The organism is Burkholderia cepacia complex sp. TUM26381 (assembly GCF_057439935.1).
In genome coordinates, this window is sequence record NZ_CM172006.1 from 1,258,431 (window position 1) to 1,273,726 (window position 15,296).

At 67.4% G+C, this 15,296-nt stretch carries 14 protein-coding genes; 5 read left to right on the forward strand and 9 right to left on the reverse strand.

Translation table 11 applies throughout. The features are described from left to right. Nucleotides 1-11: 11 nt before the first annotated feature. The 5 genes from ACWMMN_RS06040 to ACWMMN_RS06060 all read right to left on the reverse strand — a co-directional run bounded on the left by ACWMMN_RS06040 (nucleotide 12) and on the right by ACWMMN_RS06060 (nucleotide 6,997). Nucleotides 12-1,373, reverse strand: coding sequence for an MdtA/MuxA family multidrug efflux RND transporter periplasmic adaptor subunit (locus ACWMMN_RS06040; protein ID WP_340623930.1), 1,362 nt, complete (start codon nucleotides 1,371-1,373; stop codon nucleotides 12-14). Nucleotides 1,374-1,628: 255 nt separating this feature from the next. Further along, nucleotides 1,629-2,453 (reverse strand): IclR family transcriptional regulator, encoded by an 825-nt coding sequence (locus ACWMMN_RS06045; RefSeq protein ID WP_059235249.1) that lies wholly within the window; start codon nucleotides 2,451-2,453, stop codon nucleotides 1,629-1,631. A gap of 626 nt (nucleotides 2,454-3,079) precedes the next feature. Next, nucleotides 3,080-5,044, reverse strand: coding sequence for a PhoX family protein (locus ACWMMN_RS06050; RefSeq protein ID WP_486423091.1), 1,965 nt, complete (start codon nucleotides 5,042-5,044; stop codon nucleotides 3,080-3,082). Between the two features lie 159 nt (nucleotides 5,045-5,203). Further along, complete coding sequence (locus ACWMMN_RS06055) at nucleotides 5,204-6,397, reverse strand: ammonium transporter (protein ID WP_059235246.1); 1,194 nt, start codon at nucleotides 6,395-6,397, stop codon at nucleotides 5,204-5,206. A gap of 264 nt (nucleotides 6,398-6,661) precedes the next feature. Then, complete coding sequence (locus tag ACWMMN_RS06060; protein WP_174992017.1) at nucleotides 6,662-6,997, reverse strand: hypothetical protein; 336 nt, start codon at nucleotides 6,995-6,997, stop codon at nucleotides 6,662-6,664. Between the two features lie 193 nt (nucleotides 6,998-7,190). Here ACWMMN_RS06060 and ACWMMN_RS06065 point away from each other — a divergent pair, with 193 nt between their 5' ends. From ACWMMN_RS06065 to ACWMMN_RS06080, 4 genes are all read left to right on the forward strand, one after another. Continuing rightward, nucleotides 7,191-7,619: a BCAL1086 family glycoprotein gene (locus ACWMMN_RS06065; protein WP_059235242.1), complete on the forward strand. Its 429-nt coding sequence runs from the start codon at nucleotides 7,191-7,193 to the stop codon at nucleotides 7,617-7,619. A gap of 90 nt (nucleotides 7,620-7,709) precedes the next feature. Then, nucleotides 7,710-8,165, forward strand: a complete 456-nt coding sequence (locus tag ACWMMN_RS06070) for an Rrf2 family transcriptional regulator (RefSeq protein ID WP_059235240.1) — start codon at nucleotides 7,710-7,712, stop codon at nucleotides 8,163-8,165. A gap of 131 nt (nucleotides 8,166-8,296) precedes the next feature. Continuing rightward, nucleotides 8,297-8,938, forward strand: coding sequence for an NAD(P)-dependent oxidoreductase (locus ACWMMN_RS06075; protein ID WP_059235238.1), 642 nt, complete (start codon nucleotides 8,297-8,299; stop codon nucleotides 8,936-8,938). Nucleotides 8,939-9,177: 239 nt separating this feature from the next. Continuing rightward, nucleotides 9,178-9,648: an Lrp/AsnC family transcriptional regulator gene (locus ACWMMN_RS06080; protein WP_059235236.1), complete on the forward strand. Its 471-nt coding sequence runs from the start codon at nucleotides 9,178-9,180 to the stop codon at nucleotides 9,646-9,648. 39 nt (nucleotides 9,649-9,687) lie between these two features. On the opposite strand, the gene ACWMMN_RS06085 is transcribed toward ACWMMN_RS06080, so the two are convergent. Genes ACWMMN_RS06085 through ACWMMN_RS06095 form a run of 3 tightly spaced genes read right to left on the reverse strand, consistent with a single transcriptional unit; the run spans nucleotide 9,688 to nucleotide 13,187 of the window. After that, nucleotides 9,688-10,419 (reverse strand): ABC transporter ATP-binding protein, encoded by a 732-nt coding sequence (locus ACWMMN_RS06085; RefSeq protein WP_155627193.1) that lies wholly within the window; start codon nucleotides 10,417-10,419, stop codon nucleotides 9,688-9,690. A 46-nt stretch (nucleotides 10,420-10,465) separates the two neighbouring features. Next, nucleotides 10,466-12,154: an ABC transporter permease gene (locus tag ACWMMN_RS06090; RefSeq protein WP_174992019.1), complete on the reverse strand. Its 1,689-nt coding sequence runs from the start codon at nucleotides 12,152-12,154 to the stop codon at nucleotides 10,466-10,468. Further along, nucleotides 12,144-13,187, reverse strand: a complete 1,044-nt coding sequence (locus ACWMMN_RS06095) for a Fe(3+) ABC transporter substrate-binding protein (RefSeq protein WP_059235231.1) — start codon at nucleotides 13,185-13,187, stop codon at nucleotides 12,144-12,146. Before ACWMMN_RS06095 ends, ACWMMN_RS06090 begins: the two co-directional genes overlap by 11 nt. Before the next feature lie 242 nt (nucleotides 13,188-13,429). Between ACWMMN_RS06095 and ACWMMN_RS06100 the strand changes: the two genes are divergently transcribed. Continuing rightward, nucleotides 13,430-13,591: a hypothetical protein gene (locus ACWMMN_RS06100; RefSeq protein WP_009688068.1), complete on the forward strand. Its 162-nt coding sequence runs from the start codon at nucleotides 13,430-13,432 to the stop codon at nucleotides 13,589-13,591. Nucleotides 13,592-13,738: 147 nt separating this feature from the next. On the opposite strand, the gene ACWMMN_RS06105 is transcribed toward ACWMMN_RS06100, so the two are convergent. Next, nucleotides 13,739-15,106, reverse strand: coding sequence for an amino acid permease (locus ACWMMN_RS06105; protein ID WP_059235229.1), 1,368 nt, complete (start codon nucleotides 15,104-15,106; stop codon nucleotides 13,739-13,741). Nucleotides 15,107-15,296: the final 190 nt, after the last annotated feature.

The following is a 15,296-nucleotide window of genomic DNA, read 5'->3' on the forward strand; positions in this document are numbered from 1 at the left end:
CGGCCCGCGCGTTATTGGGCCGCTGCTTGCGACGCGCCGTGCTTGTGTCCACCGCGATGGCCGGCTGCGCCCGATGCAGCCGATGCACCCGACGCCGCACCGGCGCCGCGCGCGCCCGACGCACTCTTCGGCTTGTCGGCCGGAATCGAGATCTTCGAGCCTTCGCGCAGGCGGTCGGAGCCGTCGGTCACCACGCGTTCGCCGAGCGTCACGCCGCTGGCGATGCTGGTGCGCTCGCCGTCGACCGGGCCGATCGTGACCTTGCGTACCGTGACCGTGTTGTCGGGTTTCACGACATAGACGAACTGGCCGATCGAACCCGTCAGGACGGCGGACGTCGGCACGATCGTCGCGTTGCGCAGCACGTCGACGAGCAGCCGCGTGTTCACGAACTGATTCGGGAACAGCATGCCTCCCTTGTTATCGAAGTTCGCGCGCAGCTTGACCGTGCCGGTGCTCGTGTCGATCTGGTTGTCGAGCGTCGCGAGCGAACCCGTCTCGAGCGGCACCGTGTTGTTGCGGTTGTAGGCGGTGACCGACAGCTTCTGGCCCGCGTTCACCTGCTTGAGGATCTGCGGCAGGTTGTCTTCCGACGTCGTGAAGATCACGCTCATCGGCTGCAGTTGCGTGATCACGACGAGGCCGTTGGCGTCGCCCGGCGTCACGTAGTTGCCCGGGTCGACCTGGCGCAGGCCGACGCGGCCCGAGACCGGCGCCGTGATGCGCGCATACGTGAGGTTCAACTTCGCGGAATCGATCGCGGCCTGGTCGGTCTTCACCGCGCCTTCGTACTGCTTGACGAGCGACGCCTGCGTATCGACGGTCTGCGACGCGATCGAGTCCTGCGACAACAGCGTCTGGTAGCGCTTCAGGTCGAGGCGCGCCGTTGCGAGCAGCGCCGAGTCGCGTGCGTGCGTGCCTTCGGCGTTCTCGAGCGACACCTGGTACGGGCGCGGGTCGATCTGCGCGAGCACGTCGCCTTTCTTGACGATCTGGCCTTCCTGGAACGACACCGACTGCAGGTAGCCCGACAACTGCGTCTTGACCGTCACGTTCGCGAGCGGCGTCACGGTGCCGAGCGCCGACAGCACGATCGGCATCTCGCCCTGTGTCGCGGTCGCGACCTGTACCGGCTGCGGAACGTTCGCCATCGCAGCGGGGCCGCCGCGGCCGCGATGGCCGCCTGCGCCGCTGGCGCCCGCGCTTTGCGCCGTGCTGCCGGCTGCCGGCGTGCGGTTCCACGGGTGCCACCACAGCAGGCCGCCGATGACGACGACCGCGATCGTCCCGATCATCAGCGTGCGGCGCGGGCGCTGCGCGGCGGGGGACGCGGGGTCTTTCGAAGGGGGCGTGGGCTTTTGTTCGTTATCCATCGTGTTCTGTCAGGAAGACGGCGCGGCGTGCCGGAAATCGGACTGCTGGGCTGCGCGTGGGCGGGCGGGTGACGGGACGGGGTGGCCCGGCTCGGTCCGGGACCCCGCCGACTCGCGCGGGAAAAGAGCGGTGCGCACCGCGAATGCGGCGCGACGATGGGCATGATCCTACGTCCCGTCCCCGTTACAGTCCAGTGGTCTATCTTTCAACGGGTTACTGTCGTTACAGAACGCGACAGGACGGTGACGGAACGATTACACGCTGATGCGCCGGGCCGGAGCGCCGCCGATCTCGCGGGTGATTTTCGCGATGCATTCGTGCAGCGCGGGCACGACGTGTTCCTGCAGCCATTCGGGCGAACACTGGTGCGCCGCGCCGCCGCAATTCACCGAGTAGCGCTGGCCCGACGGGCCGACGAAACCGGCTGCCACCGCATTCAGGCCCTCGCGCCATTCGCCGATCGCGATCGCGTGGCCGTCGCGCATCGCTTCGTCGAGCGCGGGGGTCAGGCGTGCGGACACGTGCGGCCAGTCGTCGCCCGCCGTGGTGCGCAGCGACTCGAGCAGCAGGCGCCGCTCGTCTTCCTCGAGTGCGGCGAGATACGCGCGGCCCACGGCCGTGCGGGCGATATCCATCCGCGAGCCGATTTCGAGGCGCGTGACGAGCACGGCCGAGCGCGGCCGGATCACGTCGATCGCGACCATGTCGAGCCGGTCGCGCACCGCGAGGTGCACGGACAGCGACGTGCGTTCGGCCAGCTCGATCATGAACGGCCGCGAACGCGCGCGAATGTCGAAGTTGCGCAGGAAGCCGTGGCTCAGTTCGAGTACCGACGCGGTGAGCACGAAGCGCTCGCTGTCGGGCAACTGGAACAGGAAGCCGGCACTGACGAGCGTCGCGGTGATGCGCGAGACGGTCGGCTTCGGGATGCCGGTCAATTCGGTCAGTTCGCGGTTGCTGACGGGGGCGTCGGCAGCCGCGATGCGGCGCAGCACGGCGAGGCCGCGGGCGAGGGCGGTGATCTCGTCGGGTGACGATTCACGGTCCCGCGACGCGGGAGAGGTTACAGTTGTCGACACGAGGGATTCTCTCTAATTCCGAAACTCGATTTCAATTTTGTTGGTATTGTAGGACTATTGTCAAAAGATGCATGTTCCGCGGGCGAACCGGTCATTGGATGAGATTTTACGGGTTCACCCTTGGTTTATTAGGAAAACGCTCAAATGAGCGTTGCCGGAAAGTGCATGAGCCGGTGCAAATACCGCTTGACTTGTCGGGCGGAAACGGAAAGAATGTCTCACGTTTTCGAAACATCGTTTCAAGAGTTTAACCGGCAACGATGTTTCGCGCAGTCTCTCAGGTTCTAGCACGGCCCTCGGAATGGCTAGAACTTTTTTAGCGCCACGGTCTCCGTGGCGCTTTTTTTTGCCCGTCTTTTTGACTGTCCGCCCGGACGCGTCAGACCCGCATTATCCCCCGATCCTCGGAAGCGCCCGTCCAACGCCCGTGTGGGCGCGTCCGGCGTGCGCTTGCGCGCGCGACCGGCGCCCCGCACGCGTGCCGCTCACGCGATTCGCTCGCACAAAAAAAAAGCGCGATGCCCGCACTGGGCATCGCGCATGAAACGGCGTGGAGCGCCGACGAATGAACGGTGATGAAGAAACGGGGCGCCCGGGTAACGGGCACACTCCCTCGCGCGACCCGGTCAGGCCTTCGCGAGCTTGATGCTGGTCTGCTCGGCCGTCAGGTAGCCGACGCTGGCGCCGAAGCGGTCCTTGAAGTTCGCGCGCACGAGCGGATCGAGCGTCGGCTTGACCTTGTCGTGCAGCGGCGATTCCCAGTCGCCTGCGTGCTGGAAGTTGCTCATGATGTACGTCCAGCCATTGATCTCGTCGACCGCGTGCAGGCCCGTCGATTCGGCGCCGGCCGGGCACGACAGCACGCGCACCAGCGACTTCGTATCGACGTTGTACGCCCACAGGAAGTTGTTCACGTGCATGCCCGAGTCTTCGCCGATGAACAGCGTGCGCAGCTTTTCGGAGAACTTCAGGTTGTCCGGGTTGGCGATCTTGTCCGGGTTCGCGAGGTTGCCGAGCCCGTCGGCCGCGGCGAGGTCCTCGCCGACGAGCGCGGCCGGCGCGCCCATGTCGACCGGCACCCATTCGCTGTCGATCGCGCCGCCCGTCGTGTCGCGCTGGCTGGCCTTCAGGTTCAGTGCGTAGACGGCACCGGCGGCGATCTTCTTGTCGACCGCGACGTCGCGCGACACCGCATTGCCCTTGACCATCGACGTTTCGATCCGCGACATCGCCGTGTAGACGATCTTGTCCTTCGCGTTCACGGTCGTGCCTTCGAGCTTCGTGAAGCCCATGCTGCCGCCGACCAGCGCCGCATAGCGGTGCGTCTCGAGGAACGCGGCCGCCTTTTCCATCCCCGGCTTTACGCGCATCCAGTTGAACTTGCCGCCGAAGTGGATCTTCGTGTAGCTCGCATCGTTCGGGTCGGCGGTCACCAGGTCCATGATGTCCGACGCCTTCAGCGTGTTCGCGAGCGCTTCGATCTCGCTGCTGGTCGCGTGGCCGATCTTGATCCACGTGAGCGTCGCGGTGCCGGCGCCGGCGGACGACGTCTGCGCCCACTTCGCGACGTACAGCGTGCCGGCCGACAGGTCGGCCGCCTTGTCGGCGACGAACATGAACAGGCCGCCGTTGGTGGCGTCGTCACCCATCATCACGGTGCGCTGGTCCGGCATCACCTGGATCAGCTCGTGCGAGATGCGGCCGAGGCAGTAGTGCTTCTTCACGGTGCCCGAGCCGTCCGGGTTCACGGTGATTTCGGGCAGGTGGCCGTAGTGGTAGGGGTTCGCCTTCGTCTCGTCGCCGAACGTGTTCTTGCTGAACGCCTTGAACTGCGCGTCGGTTGCAACCTTCGTCGCGTCCGGCTCGTATTCCTCGCTCGACAGGTGCGTGCCCCACGGCGACAGGCTCGCGCCGCAGGTGATCCACAGGCCGTGCGCCTTCGACGTGTCGACGTTGTGGTACTTCACGACCTTCAGCGCGCCGGTGGCCGGATCCTGGTCGAGCGAGAGCACCGCGATCGGCGACGGCAGCTGGCCGTACTGCGATGCGCTCGCCTGGTCGCGCGTCGTGTATTCGAACTGCACGACCGCGAACACCGTGTTGCCCTTCACGCCGGGCACGTTCGCGTTCTTCAGCGTCAGCAGCGAGCTGCCGTCCGGGCAGTCGGAATAGAACTGGCGCTCCTTGCCGGCGACCGAGCGATCGATGATCGGCTGGTTGTTGATGTCGTAGTAGCCGCCCGCGAGCGTCGTGCCGCCCTTGCCGTCCGGCACCATGTCGCCCGTCACGAAGAACGGCCGGTACGCGAGCTTGAAGTTGCGCGACGAGCCGTCCGAGAACGACACCGACAGCGTCGAGCCGACCGTCGTCGTGGCCATCGCGGCCGCGTTGTCGAGCGTCGGTGCGGCCATCGCCGAGAACGTCGCCGACGTGTACGCGGCGGCGACCGGGGCCGGCGTCGATGCGGGATTGTCGTCGCCGCCGCAACCCGTCAGCAGGGCCGGCAGCGCGAGACCGGAAAGGGGAAGCATCGGCGCGCCGGCGAGGATCTTCAGGGCCTGACGACGGGAAGCATTGGGCAACGCGGGCATGTGGAGTCCAGTTTCAGTTGTTGGAAGAATGGCCTTCGCGAAGCAGGCGCTCGGCAAGCTTCGCGAAGGCATATTGAAAACTGGACGGAAGTGTAAGGACGCTCGATGAAAGTTTTTTGAATTGAAAACGTAATGATGCGTCGGGCGTTCGTCAGACGGTCAATCGCGCTCCGGTGTCGCCGAGATGCGGTGGATCGACAGGTCGGCCCCGTCGAATTCGGCTTCGCGGCCGAGGCGCAGCCCGACGGTCGCTTTCAGCGCGCCGTAGACGAGCGTGCCGCCCGCAGTCGCGATCGCGATGCCGCCGAGCGTGCCGACCAGTTGCGACAGGAACGACACGCCGCCGAGACCGCCGAGCGCGGGGAGCCCGAACACACCGGCCGCGAGGCCGCCGAGCGCGCCGCACATGCCGTGCAGCGGCCACACGCCGAGCACGTCGTCGATGCGCCACTTGTTCTGCACGCAGGTGAACATCGCGACGAACAGCACGCCGGCGGCCGCGCCCGTGACGAGCGCGCCGATCGGATGCATCACGTCGGAGCCGGCGCACACCGCGACGAGGCCCGCGAGCGGCCCGTTGTAGGTGAAGCCCGGGTCGTTGCGGCCAGCCATCCACGCGGCGAGCGTGCCGCCGACCATCGCCATCAGCGAGTTCACGGCGACGAGGCCGCTGATCTTGTCGAGTGTCTGCGCGCTCATCACGTTGAAGCCGAACCAGCCTACCGCGAGCACCCACGCGCCGAGCGCGAGGAACGGGATGTTCGACGGCGGGTGCGCGGCGATCCGGCCGTCCTTCGCATAGCGGCCGTGGCGCGCGCCGAGCAGCAGCACGGCCGGCAGCGCGACCCAGCCGCCGAACGCATGCACGACGACCGAACCGGCGAAATCGTGGAACGGCGCACCGAACGCGTGCGTGAGCCAGGCCTGCACGCCGAAGCGCTCGTTCCACGCCATCCCTTCGAAGAACGGATAGATGAAGCCGACGATGATCAGCGTCGCGACGAGTTGCGGGTTGAACTTCGCGCGCTCGGCGATGCCGCCGGACACGATCGCGGGAATCGCCGCCGCGAAGGTCAGCAGGAAGAAGAAGCGCACGAGCGCATAGCCGTTGTGCTGCGACAGCGTGCCGATGTCGTCGAAGAACTCGACGCCGTACGCGATCGTGTAGCCGATGAAGAAGTACGCGAGCGTCGACACGGAGAAGTCGACGAGGATCTTCACGAGCGCGTTGACCTGGTTCTTCTTGCGGACCGTGCCGAGTTCGAGAAATGCGAAGCCCGCGTGCATCGCGAGCACCATGACGGCGCCGATCAACAGGAACAGTGTGTCGACGCCGGATTTCAGACCATCCATGCCGTGGCTTCCTTGCGCAAAAAACGGGCAAGGAACGCAAGTATCGAGCCAACTTGGTGAACGGCTGCGTGGAGTTGGTGCCTGCGCGCCGCGCGGTGCGGCATTCCGGTGAATCGTGCACGAGGTGAGGGCGCGGCCGGCGACGGTTGGTGGCGGCGCCGGGTGCACGCGCGTGGTGCGATGCGTGCTGAACTGGTGCGTGCGGTGGGCGGGGTGGTGCGGCGTGGTGCGCGGCGGTGCATGATGACGCACCCATTTGGCGCGTCAGTGGCGGGCGAACAGCGTGGGCGGCCGGCGCAGCTGCAGCGCGCGTGCCGACCAGTAGGCGGCGACGGCCGACAGGCCGAGCGCGGCGAACGCGAGTGCCGCGAAGCCCGCAAGCGACTGGCCGTCGCCGTCGGGGCCGAGGATGCCTTCCATGACGATCAGCGCGGCCGTCCAGAAACCGATCAACGCCTGCGTGAGCAGGCGCGCGCACGCGATGCGGCGCGGACGCCCGGATTCGGCGAGGCGGCGCGCCGACGGTGCGCGCAGGCAAAGGAAGAGGATGGCGGCGAGCAGCGCGGCCAGGGCGATGAGCCAGTCGACAAGGAAAGCCATAAGAAAAAGGGGACACGGACAAAGTGGATTGAAGCGTGCCCACTTTAGAGGCGTAGCGCCTGCGATTGAATCAGACAAGTCCGAAATTGAAAGGCATTTTTAATGATGGGTCGTTATTTGGCCTGTTCCACAGGCGGTATCATCGACACCGGTCCAACCACGAGGCCGTGCGACGCACGGCCGGAGATTGCTGATGAACATGAAGACATCGCGGGCGCGTCGCGTGCCCGGGTCCGTGCTGGCGGCCGTGGCCGCCGGTGCGCTGCTGTTGCTCGCGGGCTGCGAGAAGTCCGGCACGCCGGCCGCCCAACCCGATACGGCCGCGAGCGCGGCCGCCGATGCCGCGAACAATGCGGCGAAGGCGCTCGACCAGGTGGCGAGCACCGTCAACCAGCAGCTCAACGCTGCGAAGGCCGGTATCGCGTCCGCGGCGTCGGCGGTGCCGCCGCTGTCCGCAAGCGGCCTCGCGTCGGCCGCACAGGCGCAGATCGATGCGGCTGCCTCCGCGGTCGTCGCGCATGCGGCGTCCGAGGCAGGCGCGAAGATCGCGGAAGCCGGCAAGAAGCTCCAGCAGTGGAGCCAGCAGAACGCTGCGGGTGCCAAGCCCGCGAGCGGTGAGTGACGCGGGCTTGCACGATCCGCAAAATGTAATTATGATGGTTACACATGTCGCCGGTTGCAGTTCGGGCCGGCGTCGCCGAGTGAGTCAGGAATGAATACCAGCAGCCGGTTCGCGTTTGCCGTTCACGTGCTCACCTTGCTGTCGATGAAGGAAGGCGTGCCGTTGTCGTCCGACATCATCGCGGGCAGCGTGAATACGAATCCGGCACTGATTCGCCGGTTGCTGTCGATGCTGGCGGCGGCGGGGCTGACCACGTCGCAGCTCGGTGCGGGCGGCGGTGCGCTGCTGGCGCGCGAGCCCGACGAGATCACGCTGCTCGACGTGTATCGTGCGGTCGACGATGCGCAACTGTTCGCGCTGCATCGCGAGGCACCGAATCCCGCGTGTCTCGTCGGGCGGCACATCCAGGGTGTGCTGACCGGCTATATCGGCGATGCGCAACGCGCGATGGAGGCATCGCTCGCCACGCGCACGCTGGTCGACGTGACGGCCGATCTGCTGGATCTCGAACAGCGCACGCAACGGGCCGCACGCGCCGGCGGGTGAGCGGCGGCAGGCAGGGCAGGAGGCCGGACGGCGCGCAGGCGCGCGACCGGCGCAACGGGGGCTTTGCCCCGTTTTTTTCGGATTTAAGTGTAATTAAAAGTGTTACATATTTTTCTTTGTGGAGAATCGACATGACGCAACGTTCCCTGAATATCGCGCTGTTCGGCGCAACCGGCACGATCGGCTCGCGCATCGCCGCGGAAGCCGTGCGACGCGGTCATCGCGTCACGGCGCTGTCGCGCCATCCGGGCGCCTCCGTTGACGGCATCACCGCGAAGGCGGCCGACCTGTTCGACGCGGCCAGCATCGCGGCCGCGCTGCCGGGACATGACGTCGTTGCGAGCGCATACGGCCCGAAGCAGGAAGATGCGGCGAAGGTCGTCGCGGTGGCGAGGGCGCTGGTCGCCGGCACGCGCCAGGCTGGCCTGAAGCGGCTCGTCGTGGTGGGCGGCGCCGGTTCGCTCGAAGTTGCGCCCGGCAAGCAGCTCGTCGACAGCGAAGGCTTCCCGGAAGCGTACAAGCCACCGGCGCTCGCGCACCGCGATGCGCTCAACTACCTGAAGACGGTCGCCGATCTCGACTGGACGTTCTTCGCGCCGGCCGCGCTGATCGCCCCGGGCGAGCGCACGGGCGCGTTCCGCACGGGCGTCGGCAAGCTGATCGTGGACGCGCAAGGCAACAGCAAGATCTCGGCGGAAGACTACGCGGTCGCGTTCGTCGACGCGCTCGAGCAGGACAGCTTCGTGCGCGAGATCGCGACGGCCGCGTACTGAGCGGTGTGACGGCCGGCAGCGAATACGGGCCAGTCCGGCCCGGGCGCTGCAGGCACGTGCCAGCGCGCAGGCATTTCAGGCGATTCCTCCTTGACGGGAGGTGTCGCCTGTTTCGTCTGGTGATGCGGAATCGTTGCGGATTGGTATTTATACCGGTCGACGCGGCTAAGCCGTTTTCATATTGTTCCCCGTTGTGCAGGATGAATAGAATAAATTTCTATCGACGAGGGAATGGAGAAATGGACGCCATCGATCGCAAGCTGCTGGAGCTGCTGCAGGCGGATGCCACGCTGCCGATCGCGGAACTGGCACAGCGCGTGAACCTGTCGCAGACGCCGTGCTGGAAGCGCGTGCAGCGGCTCAAGGAAACCGGCGCGATTCGCGCGCAGGTTGCGCTGTGCGATCCGCGCAAGCTCGGGGTCGGCACGACCGTGTTCGTCGCGATCCGCACGAACCAGCACACCGAGGAGTGGGCGCAGCGCTTCACGCAGGCCGTGCGCGACATGCCGGAAGTGGTCGAGGTCTACCGGATGAGCGGCGAGACCGACTACCTGCTGCGCGTCGTGGTGGCCGGCATCGACGACTACGACCGCGTGTACAAGCAGCTGATTCGCGCGGTGCCGCTGTTCGACGTCAGTTCGTCGTTCGCGATGGAGCAGATCAAGTATTCGACCGCGCTGCCCGTGCGCGATCTTGCCGAGCCGACCTGACGGGCAGGGCCGGCGCGCCGGCCCTGCCGGCGGCGCGGGTCAGCGGCCGCGCGCCAGTGCGCGCGCGCGTTCGTCGGCCAGCGCGTCGCGACGCACGAAATCCGCGACGAACGGGCTGGCCGGATGGTGATGCAGCGCATATGGCGTATCCCATTGCGCGAGCTGGCCGTCCTTCATCACGCCGATCCGGTCGGCGATCGCGAACGCTTCCGCCTGATTGTGCGTGACGAGGATCGCGGTGTGACCCGTGTGCTTCAGGATGTCGCGCAGCTCGAACGCGAGCCGCTCGCGCGTATCGACGTCGAGATTCGAGAACGGCTCGTCGAGCAGCAGCAATTCCGGTGACGGCGCGAGCGCACGCGCGAGGGCGACGCGCTGCTGCTGGCCGCCCGACAGTTCGTGCGGAAACGCGTCGCCTGAATCGGCGAGGCCGACGAGTTCGAGCATTTCCGCGACGCGCATGCGCCGTTCGGTTTTCGCCATGCGCCGCAAGCCGAACGCGACGTTGTCGGCCGCGCTCAGGTGCGGGAACAGCGCGTAGTCCTGGAACATCATGCCGATGCGCCGCCGCTCGGGCGGCACGTCGAGCGACGGTGCCGCGACGGGCGCGCCGTCGAGCACGATGCGCCCCATGCGCACGGGCTCGAAGCCGGCGATCGCGCGCAGCACGGTGGTCTTGCCGCAGCCGGACGCGCCGAGCAGGCAGCCGATCTCGCCGCGCGGCAGCGCGAGGCTCAGCCCGTCGACCACCGTGCGGCGGCCTTGCGGCATGTCGTAGGCGATGCAGAGGTCGTCGAGTTCGAGCAGGTTCACGGTGTCAGGCTCCGATCTTGTGGCGGGTGCGCGCGAGCAGGATCACGGGCACGAGCCCGGCCAGCACGATCGCGAGCGCGGCGACCGCGCCTTCTTCATAGGTACCGCGCGCGGCTTCCGCATACAGCCAGGTCGCGAGCGTGTCGAAATTCAGCGGGCGCAGCAGCAGCGTGGCCGGCAACTCCTTCATCGCGTCGACGAACACCAGCAGCGCGCTCGTCGTGAGCGCGGGCCGCAGCAGCGGCAGGTGAACGCGGCGCAGCGTGCCGCCGGCCGTTTCGCCGAGCGAACGCGCAGCCTGTTCGAGCGACGGCGGAATGCGGGCGAGGCCGGCCTCGATGCCGCCGGCCGGAATCGCGAGAAAGCGCACGGTATAGGCGATCACGAGTGCGGTCGCCGAGCCCATCAGCAGTAGCCCGTCGCGGCCGAGCGCCGCACCGAACAGCCGGTCGGCCGCGGCGAACGGGATCAGCAGGCCGATCGCGAGCACGGTGCCCGGCACCGCATAGCCGAGGCTCGCGATCCGCGCGCACAGGCGGGCCGGGCCCGCACGGGCACTGTCGCGTTGCGCACGCGCGGCCCATGCGACGACGAGCCCGCACGCGAGCGTTGCAGCAGTGGCGGCGGTCGCGATCGTCAGCGTGTTCGCCAGCCCCGTCATCAGTTGCGCGGACACGCCGCCGACGAGATGCAGCCGCTTGCCGGTCTCGACCGCGAGGTACGCGGCCGGTGCGCCGAAGCCGATCAGGACGGGCAACCAGCCGAGCACGGCGGCGCCCAGTGCGGCCGCGCCCGTCAGGCGGCGCGGCGCGATCGGCCGCATGCGCCGGCCGTGCGCGTAGCGCTGGCGGCGGCGCCCGTAGCGCTCGAGCCCAATCATGCCGACAACGATCGCGAGCATCGCGAGCGCGATCTGCGCGGCGCCGGCAAGATCGGAGCGCGTGATCCACGTCGTGTAGACCGACACGGTCAGCGTCTGCACGCCGAGGAATTCCGATGCGCCGATGTCGTTCAGCGTTTCGAGCAGGGCGAGGCTCATGCCGACCGCGATAGCGGGCCGCGCGAGCGGCACGACGACGCGCCAGAACGTCGCGATGCGCCCGGCGCCGAGCGTGCGCGCGGCTTCGAGCAGGCTTGCGGACTGCATGACGAACATCGCGCGCGTGCTCAGATACACATACGGATACAGCACGAAGCCGAGCACGAAGATCGCGCCGGGCAGCGAGCGCAGGTCGGGCAGGCGGAACTGGCGCGGGCTGTCGAAGCCGAGCAGCCAGCGGATCGCGCTCTGGACCGGGCCGATCGGGTGCAGCAGGTCGAGATACGCGAACGCGACGATGTAGGTGGGGACGGCCAGCGGCAGCAGCAGCGCCCACGTCAGCATCCGGCGGCCGGGAAAATCGTAGGCGGTGACGAGCCACGCGCAGCCGGTGCCGATGATCGACACGATCGTGCCGACGCCCGCAAGCAGCAGCAGCGTATTGACGAGCGCCTGCGGCAGCACGAATTCAGCGAGATGCGCCCAGTGCGCGAGATCGGCATCGAACGCGGCGGCGACGAGCACCGCGAGCGGCGCAGCGACCGCCGCAGCGATCGCCAGCGCCGCGAGCAGCCACAGGCTGCCCGCGCGTGGCCGCAGGCGCGGCCGGGAGGGTTCGCGGCGCGCGCCGGCGGACGATGCGTCAGTTGTCAAAGCCGACCTTGTCGACGAGCTGGCTGGCCTGCTTGCGATACTTTGCGATGTCCGTCAGCGACAGCGGATCGACTTTCAGCGCGCCGAAGCTCGCGATTACCGGATCGAGCTTCACGTTCGCGCGCACCGGGTATTCGTAGTTGGCCTGCGCATACAGCGACTGCGCTTCCGGCGACACCAGGTATTCGAGCAGCTTCACCGCGTTGGCCTTGTGCGGCGCGTGCTTCGCCACCGTCGCGCCGCTGATGTTCACGTGCGTGCCGCCGCTCTTCGCGTTCGCGAACGTCGGCCGCACGACCTTGATCGCGTCGCCCCATTTGCGCGCGTCGCTGCCCGGCTCCGCATTCTTCATGTGGCCGACGTAGTAGGCGTTCGCGAGGCCGACGTCGCAGATGCCGCCGAGGATGTCGCGCGCGACGTCGCGGTCGCCGCCGGTCGCCTTGCGAGCGAGGTTCGCCTTCACGCCGCGCAGCCACTTCTCGGTCGCGGCTTCGCCGTCGTGCGCGATCATCGCCGCGACGAGCGCCGTGTTGTACGGATGCTGGCCCGAGCGGATGCAGACCTTGCCCTTCCATTTCGGATCGGCGAGATCTTCATAGCGGAACGCATCGACCTTCAGGTCCTTTTCGACGTACAGCACACGATCGCGCAGCGACAGTGCGTACCAGTCGCCGTTCGCGCCGCGCAGGTTCGCGGGAATCGCGTCGTCGAGCGCCTTCGAGCGCACCGGTTGCGTGACACCGCCATCGACGAGGTCGAGCAGGTTGCCGACGTCGACCGTCATCAGCACGTCGGCCGGCGATTGCGCGCCTTCCGCCTTCACGCGCTCAAGCAGGCCGTCCTTCACGAATACCGTGTTGACCTTGACGCCGCTCTGCTTCGTGAACGCGTCGATGAGCGGCTGGATCAGCTTCGGCTCGCGGGTGGTGTACAGGCTCACTTCCTCGGCCGCGTGGGCGAGCGGCGCGAAGGCGGCCGCGGCCAGGGCGAGGGCGCCGGCGAGCGGCAGCAGGCGGGTGCGCGGATTCGACATGAAGACTCCGGTGGGGCAGGTGGACGAGGGAGCGTTCCGGGGCGCGCCTGCCGCCCGAGCATCCGGAACATTACAAAATGAAAGACTCAGGATTCTAGATCGAAATGGGAACGATTACCAAATGAAAGCTTGCGGAAAGCAGCGGCGAAGGTGCAGGCGGGGATCGGGAAACGGGACGTCGCAGTGCGGGCGCAAGCGCGTAGAATGCCCGCTTCGACGAATTTGACGGAGACGCACCGACCATGAACGATCAGCGCAAGAAGAACCCTGTCCGCAACGTGAGCATCCTGATCGTCGTGGCCGTGCTGCTCGTGATCGGGACGATCCTGTACAACGCGATTTCGCAGAAGCGCGCGTACGACGAGGCCCATCCGGCCGAGGCCGCGAGCGCGGCGTCGCACTGACGTGCCGGTGCGTGGCCCGGGCGGGCCGCGCTTGCGGGGCAGATGCAGGGGGAGATTCCGCGGTTTCCGGCGCGACAGATGCCGCGCGGAACCGGGACGGTAGCGGGCGCCGAAGCAGGCGCGCCGCGCAGGCAGGTCAGCCGTGCGTCAACGTGACGCAGCGGCGAATTTCGGACGTATCCGGGCGTAGAACACGACCGCGAGCAGCGCGAGCCACGCCGCGCCGACATACAGCGCGACGCGCGTGTCCTCGAACCAGCCGAGCATCACGATCACGAAGCCCATGAACGCGATCGTCAGCGCCGGCGCGACCGGCCACAGCGGCACCTTGAACTTCAGCGTCGCGACTTCGGCGCTCGACAGGCGGCGGCGCATCGCAACCTGCGACAGCAGGATCATCAGCCAGACCCACACGGTCGCGAACGTCGCGATCGCGGCGACCATCAGGAACACGTCCTTCGGCATCAGGTAGTTCAGCACCACGCCGACGAGCAGCGCGCCGGCCATCACGAGCACCGTGACCCACGGCACGCCGTGCCGCGACGTCGTCATCAGCACGCGCGGCGCCTGGCCCTGACGCGCCATCCCGAACATCATGCGGCCCGCGCCGAAGATGTCGCTGTTGATCGCCGAGATCGCCGCGCTGATCACGACCAGGTTGAGGATCGTCGCGGCCGACTTCACGCCGAGCGCCGAGAAGATCTGCACGAACGGGCTGCCGTCGCCGCCGACGCCCGTCCACGGGCTGATCGACATCAACACGACCATCGTCAGCACGTAGAACAGCAGGATGCGCGCGGGCACCGCGTTGATCGCGCGCGGAATGACGCGCTCCGGGTCCTTCGCCTCGCCGGCGCTCATCCCGATCACCTCGATTCCGCCGTACGCGAAGATCACGACCGACAGCGATGCGATCAGCCCGCCGACGCCGTTCGGCAAGAAGCCGCCATGGTTCCACAGGTTCGCGAACGTCGGCACGTCGGCCGAATGGCCGAAGTGCATGCCGGTCAGCAGGATCGCGACGCCGCCGCCGATCATCGCGACGATCGCGCCGACCTTGATGATCGACAGCCAGAACTCGAGCTCGCCGAACACCTTCACGTGGCACAGGTTCAGCCCGCAGATGATCGCGACGACGCCGAGCACCCAGATCCATTGGGGGACATCCGGAAACCAGAAGCCCATGTAGATGCCGAATGCCGTGATGTCGGCGATCGCGACGATCACCATTTCGAGCGTGTAGGTCCAGCCGGTGACGAATCCCGCGAACGGGCCAAGGTTCTCGGTCGCGTAATGGCCGAACGAACCGGCGACGGGTTCGCGCACGGCCATCTCGCCGAGCGCGCGCATCACCATGTAGACGGCCGCACCGCCCAGGATGTACGCCAGGATCACGGCCGGGCCCGCGAGCTGGATCGCGGACGCCGAGCCGTAGAACAGGCCCGTGCCGATCGCCGAGCCGAGCGCGAGAAAGCGGATGTGCCGCGCGCTCAGGTGGCGCTGCAAGTTTTTCATCGAGTCTCCGATATCGTTATGCGACGGACCGGGCGAGCGGGGCCGGTCCGATTGGCTCAAGTTGTCTATACAACTTGAATGTGAACGAATGATAACAAGCCAGGCCCGGTGACCGGAATCGGGTATTCCCTGACTGGCGCGGCGAGCGGAATAGGGCGTGGGGCGGTCGCGCGGCGGGCGAGCGGGCCGC

Coding starts and splice junctions, on each gene's coding strand:
- ACWMMN_RS06040 (WP_340623930.1), bottom strand. CDS start 1,373: ATGGATAACGAACAAAAGCCCACGCCCCCTTCGAAAGACCCCGCGTCC.
- ACWMMN_RS06050 (WP_486423091.1), bottom strand. CDS start 5,044: ATGCCCGCGTTGCCCAATGCTTCCCGTCGTCAGGCCCTGAAGATCCTC.
- ACWMMN_RS06055 (WP_059235246.1), bottom strand. CDS start 6,397: ATGGATGGTCTGAAATCCGGCGTCGACACACTGTTCCTGTTGATCGGC.
- ACWMMN_RS06060 (WP_174992017.1), bottom strand. CDS start 6,997: ATGGCTTTCCTTGTCGACTGGCTCATCGCCCTGGCCGCGCTGCTCGCC.
- ACWMMN_RS06065 (WP_059235242.1), top strand. CDS start 7,191: ATGAACATGAAGACATCGCGGGCGCGTCGCGTGCCCGGGTCCGTGCTG.
- ACWMMN_RS06070 (WP_059235240.1), top strand. CDS start 7,710: ATGAATACCAGCAGCCGGTTCGCGTTTGCCGTTCACGTGCTCACCTTG.
- ACWMMN_RS06075 (WP_059235238.1), top strand. CDS start 8,297: ATGACGCAACGTTCCCTGAATATCGCGCTGTTCGGCGCAACCGGCACG.
- ACWMMN_RS06080 (WP_059235236.1), top strand. CDS start 9,178: ATGGACGCCATCGATCGCAAGCTGCTGGAGCTGCTGCAGGCGGATGCC.
- ACWMMN_RS06085 (WP_155627193.1), bottom strand. CDS start 10,419: ATGCCGCAAGGCCGCCGCACGGTGGTCGACGGGCTGAGCCTCGCGCTG.
- ACWMMN_RS06095 (WP_059235231.1), bottom strand. CDS start 13,187: ATGTCGAATCCGCGCACCCGCCTGCTGCCGCTCGCCGGCGCCCTCGCC.
- ACWMMN_RS06100 (WP_009688068.1), top strand. CDS start 13,430: ATGAACGATCAGCGCAAGAAGAACCCTGTCCGCAACGTGAGCATCCTG.
- ACWMMN_RS06105 (WP_059235229.1), bottom strand. CDS start 15,106: ATGAAAAACTTGCAGCGCCACCTGAGCGCGCGGCACATCCGCTTTCTC.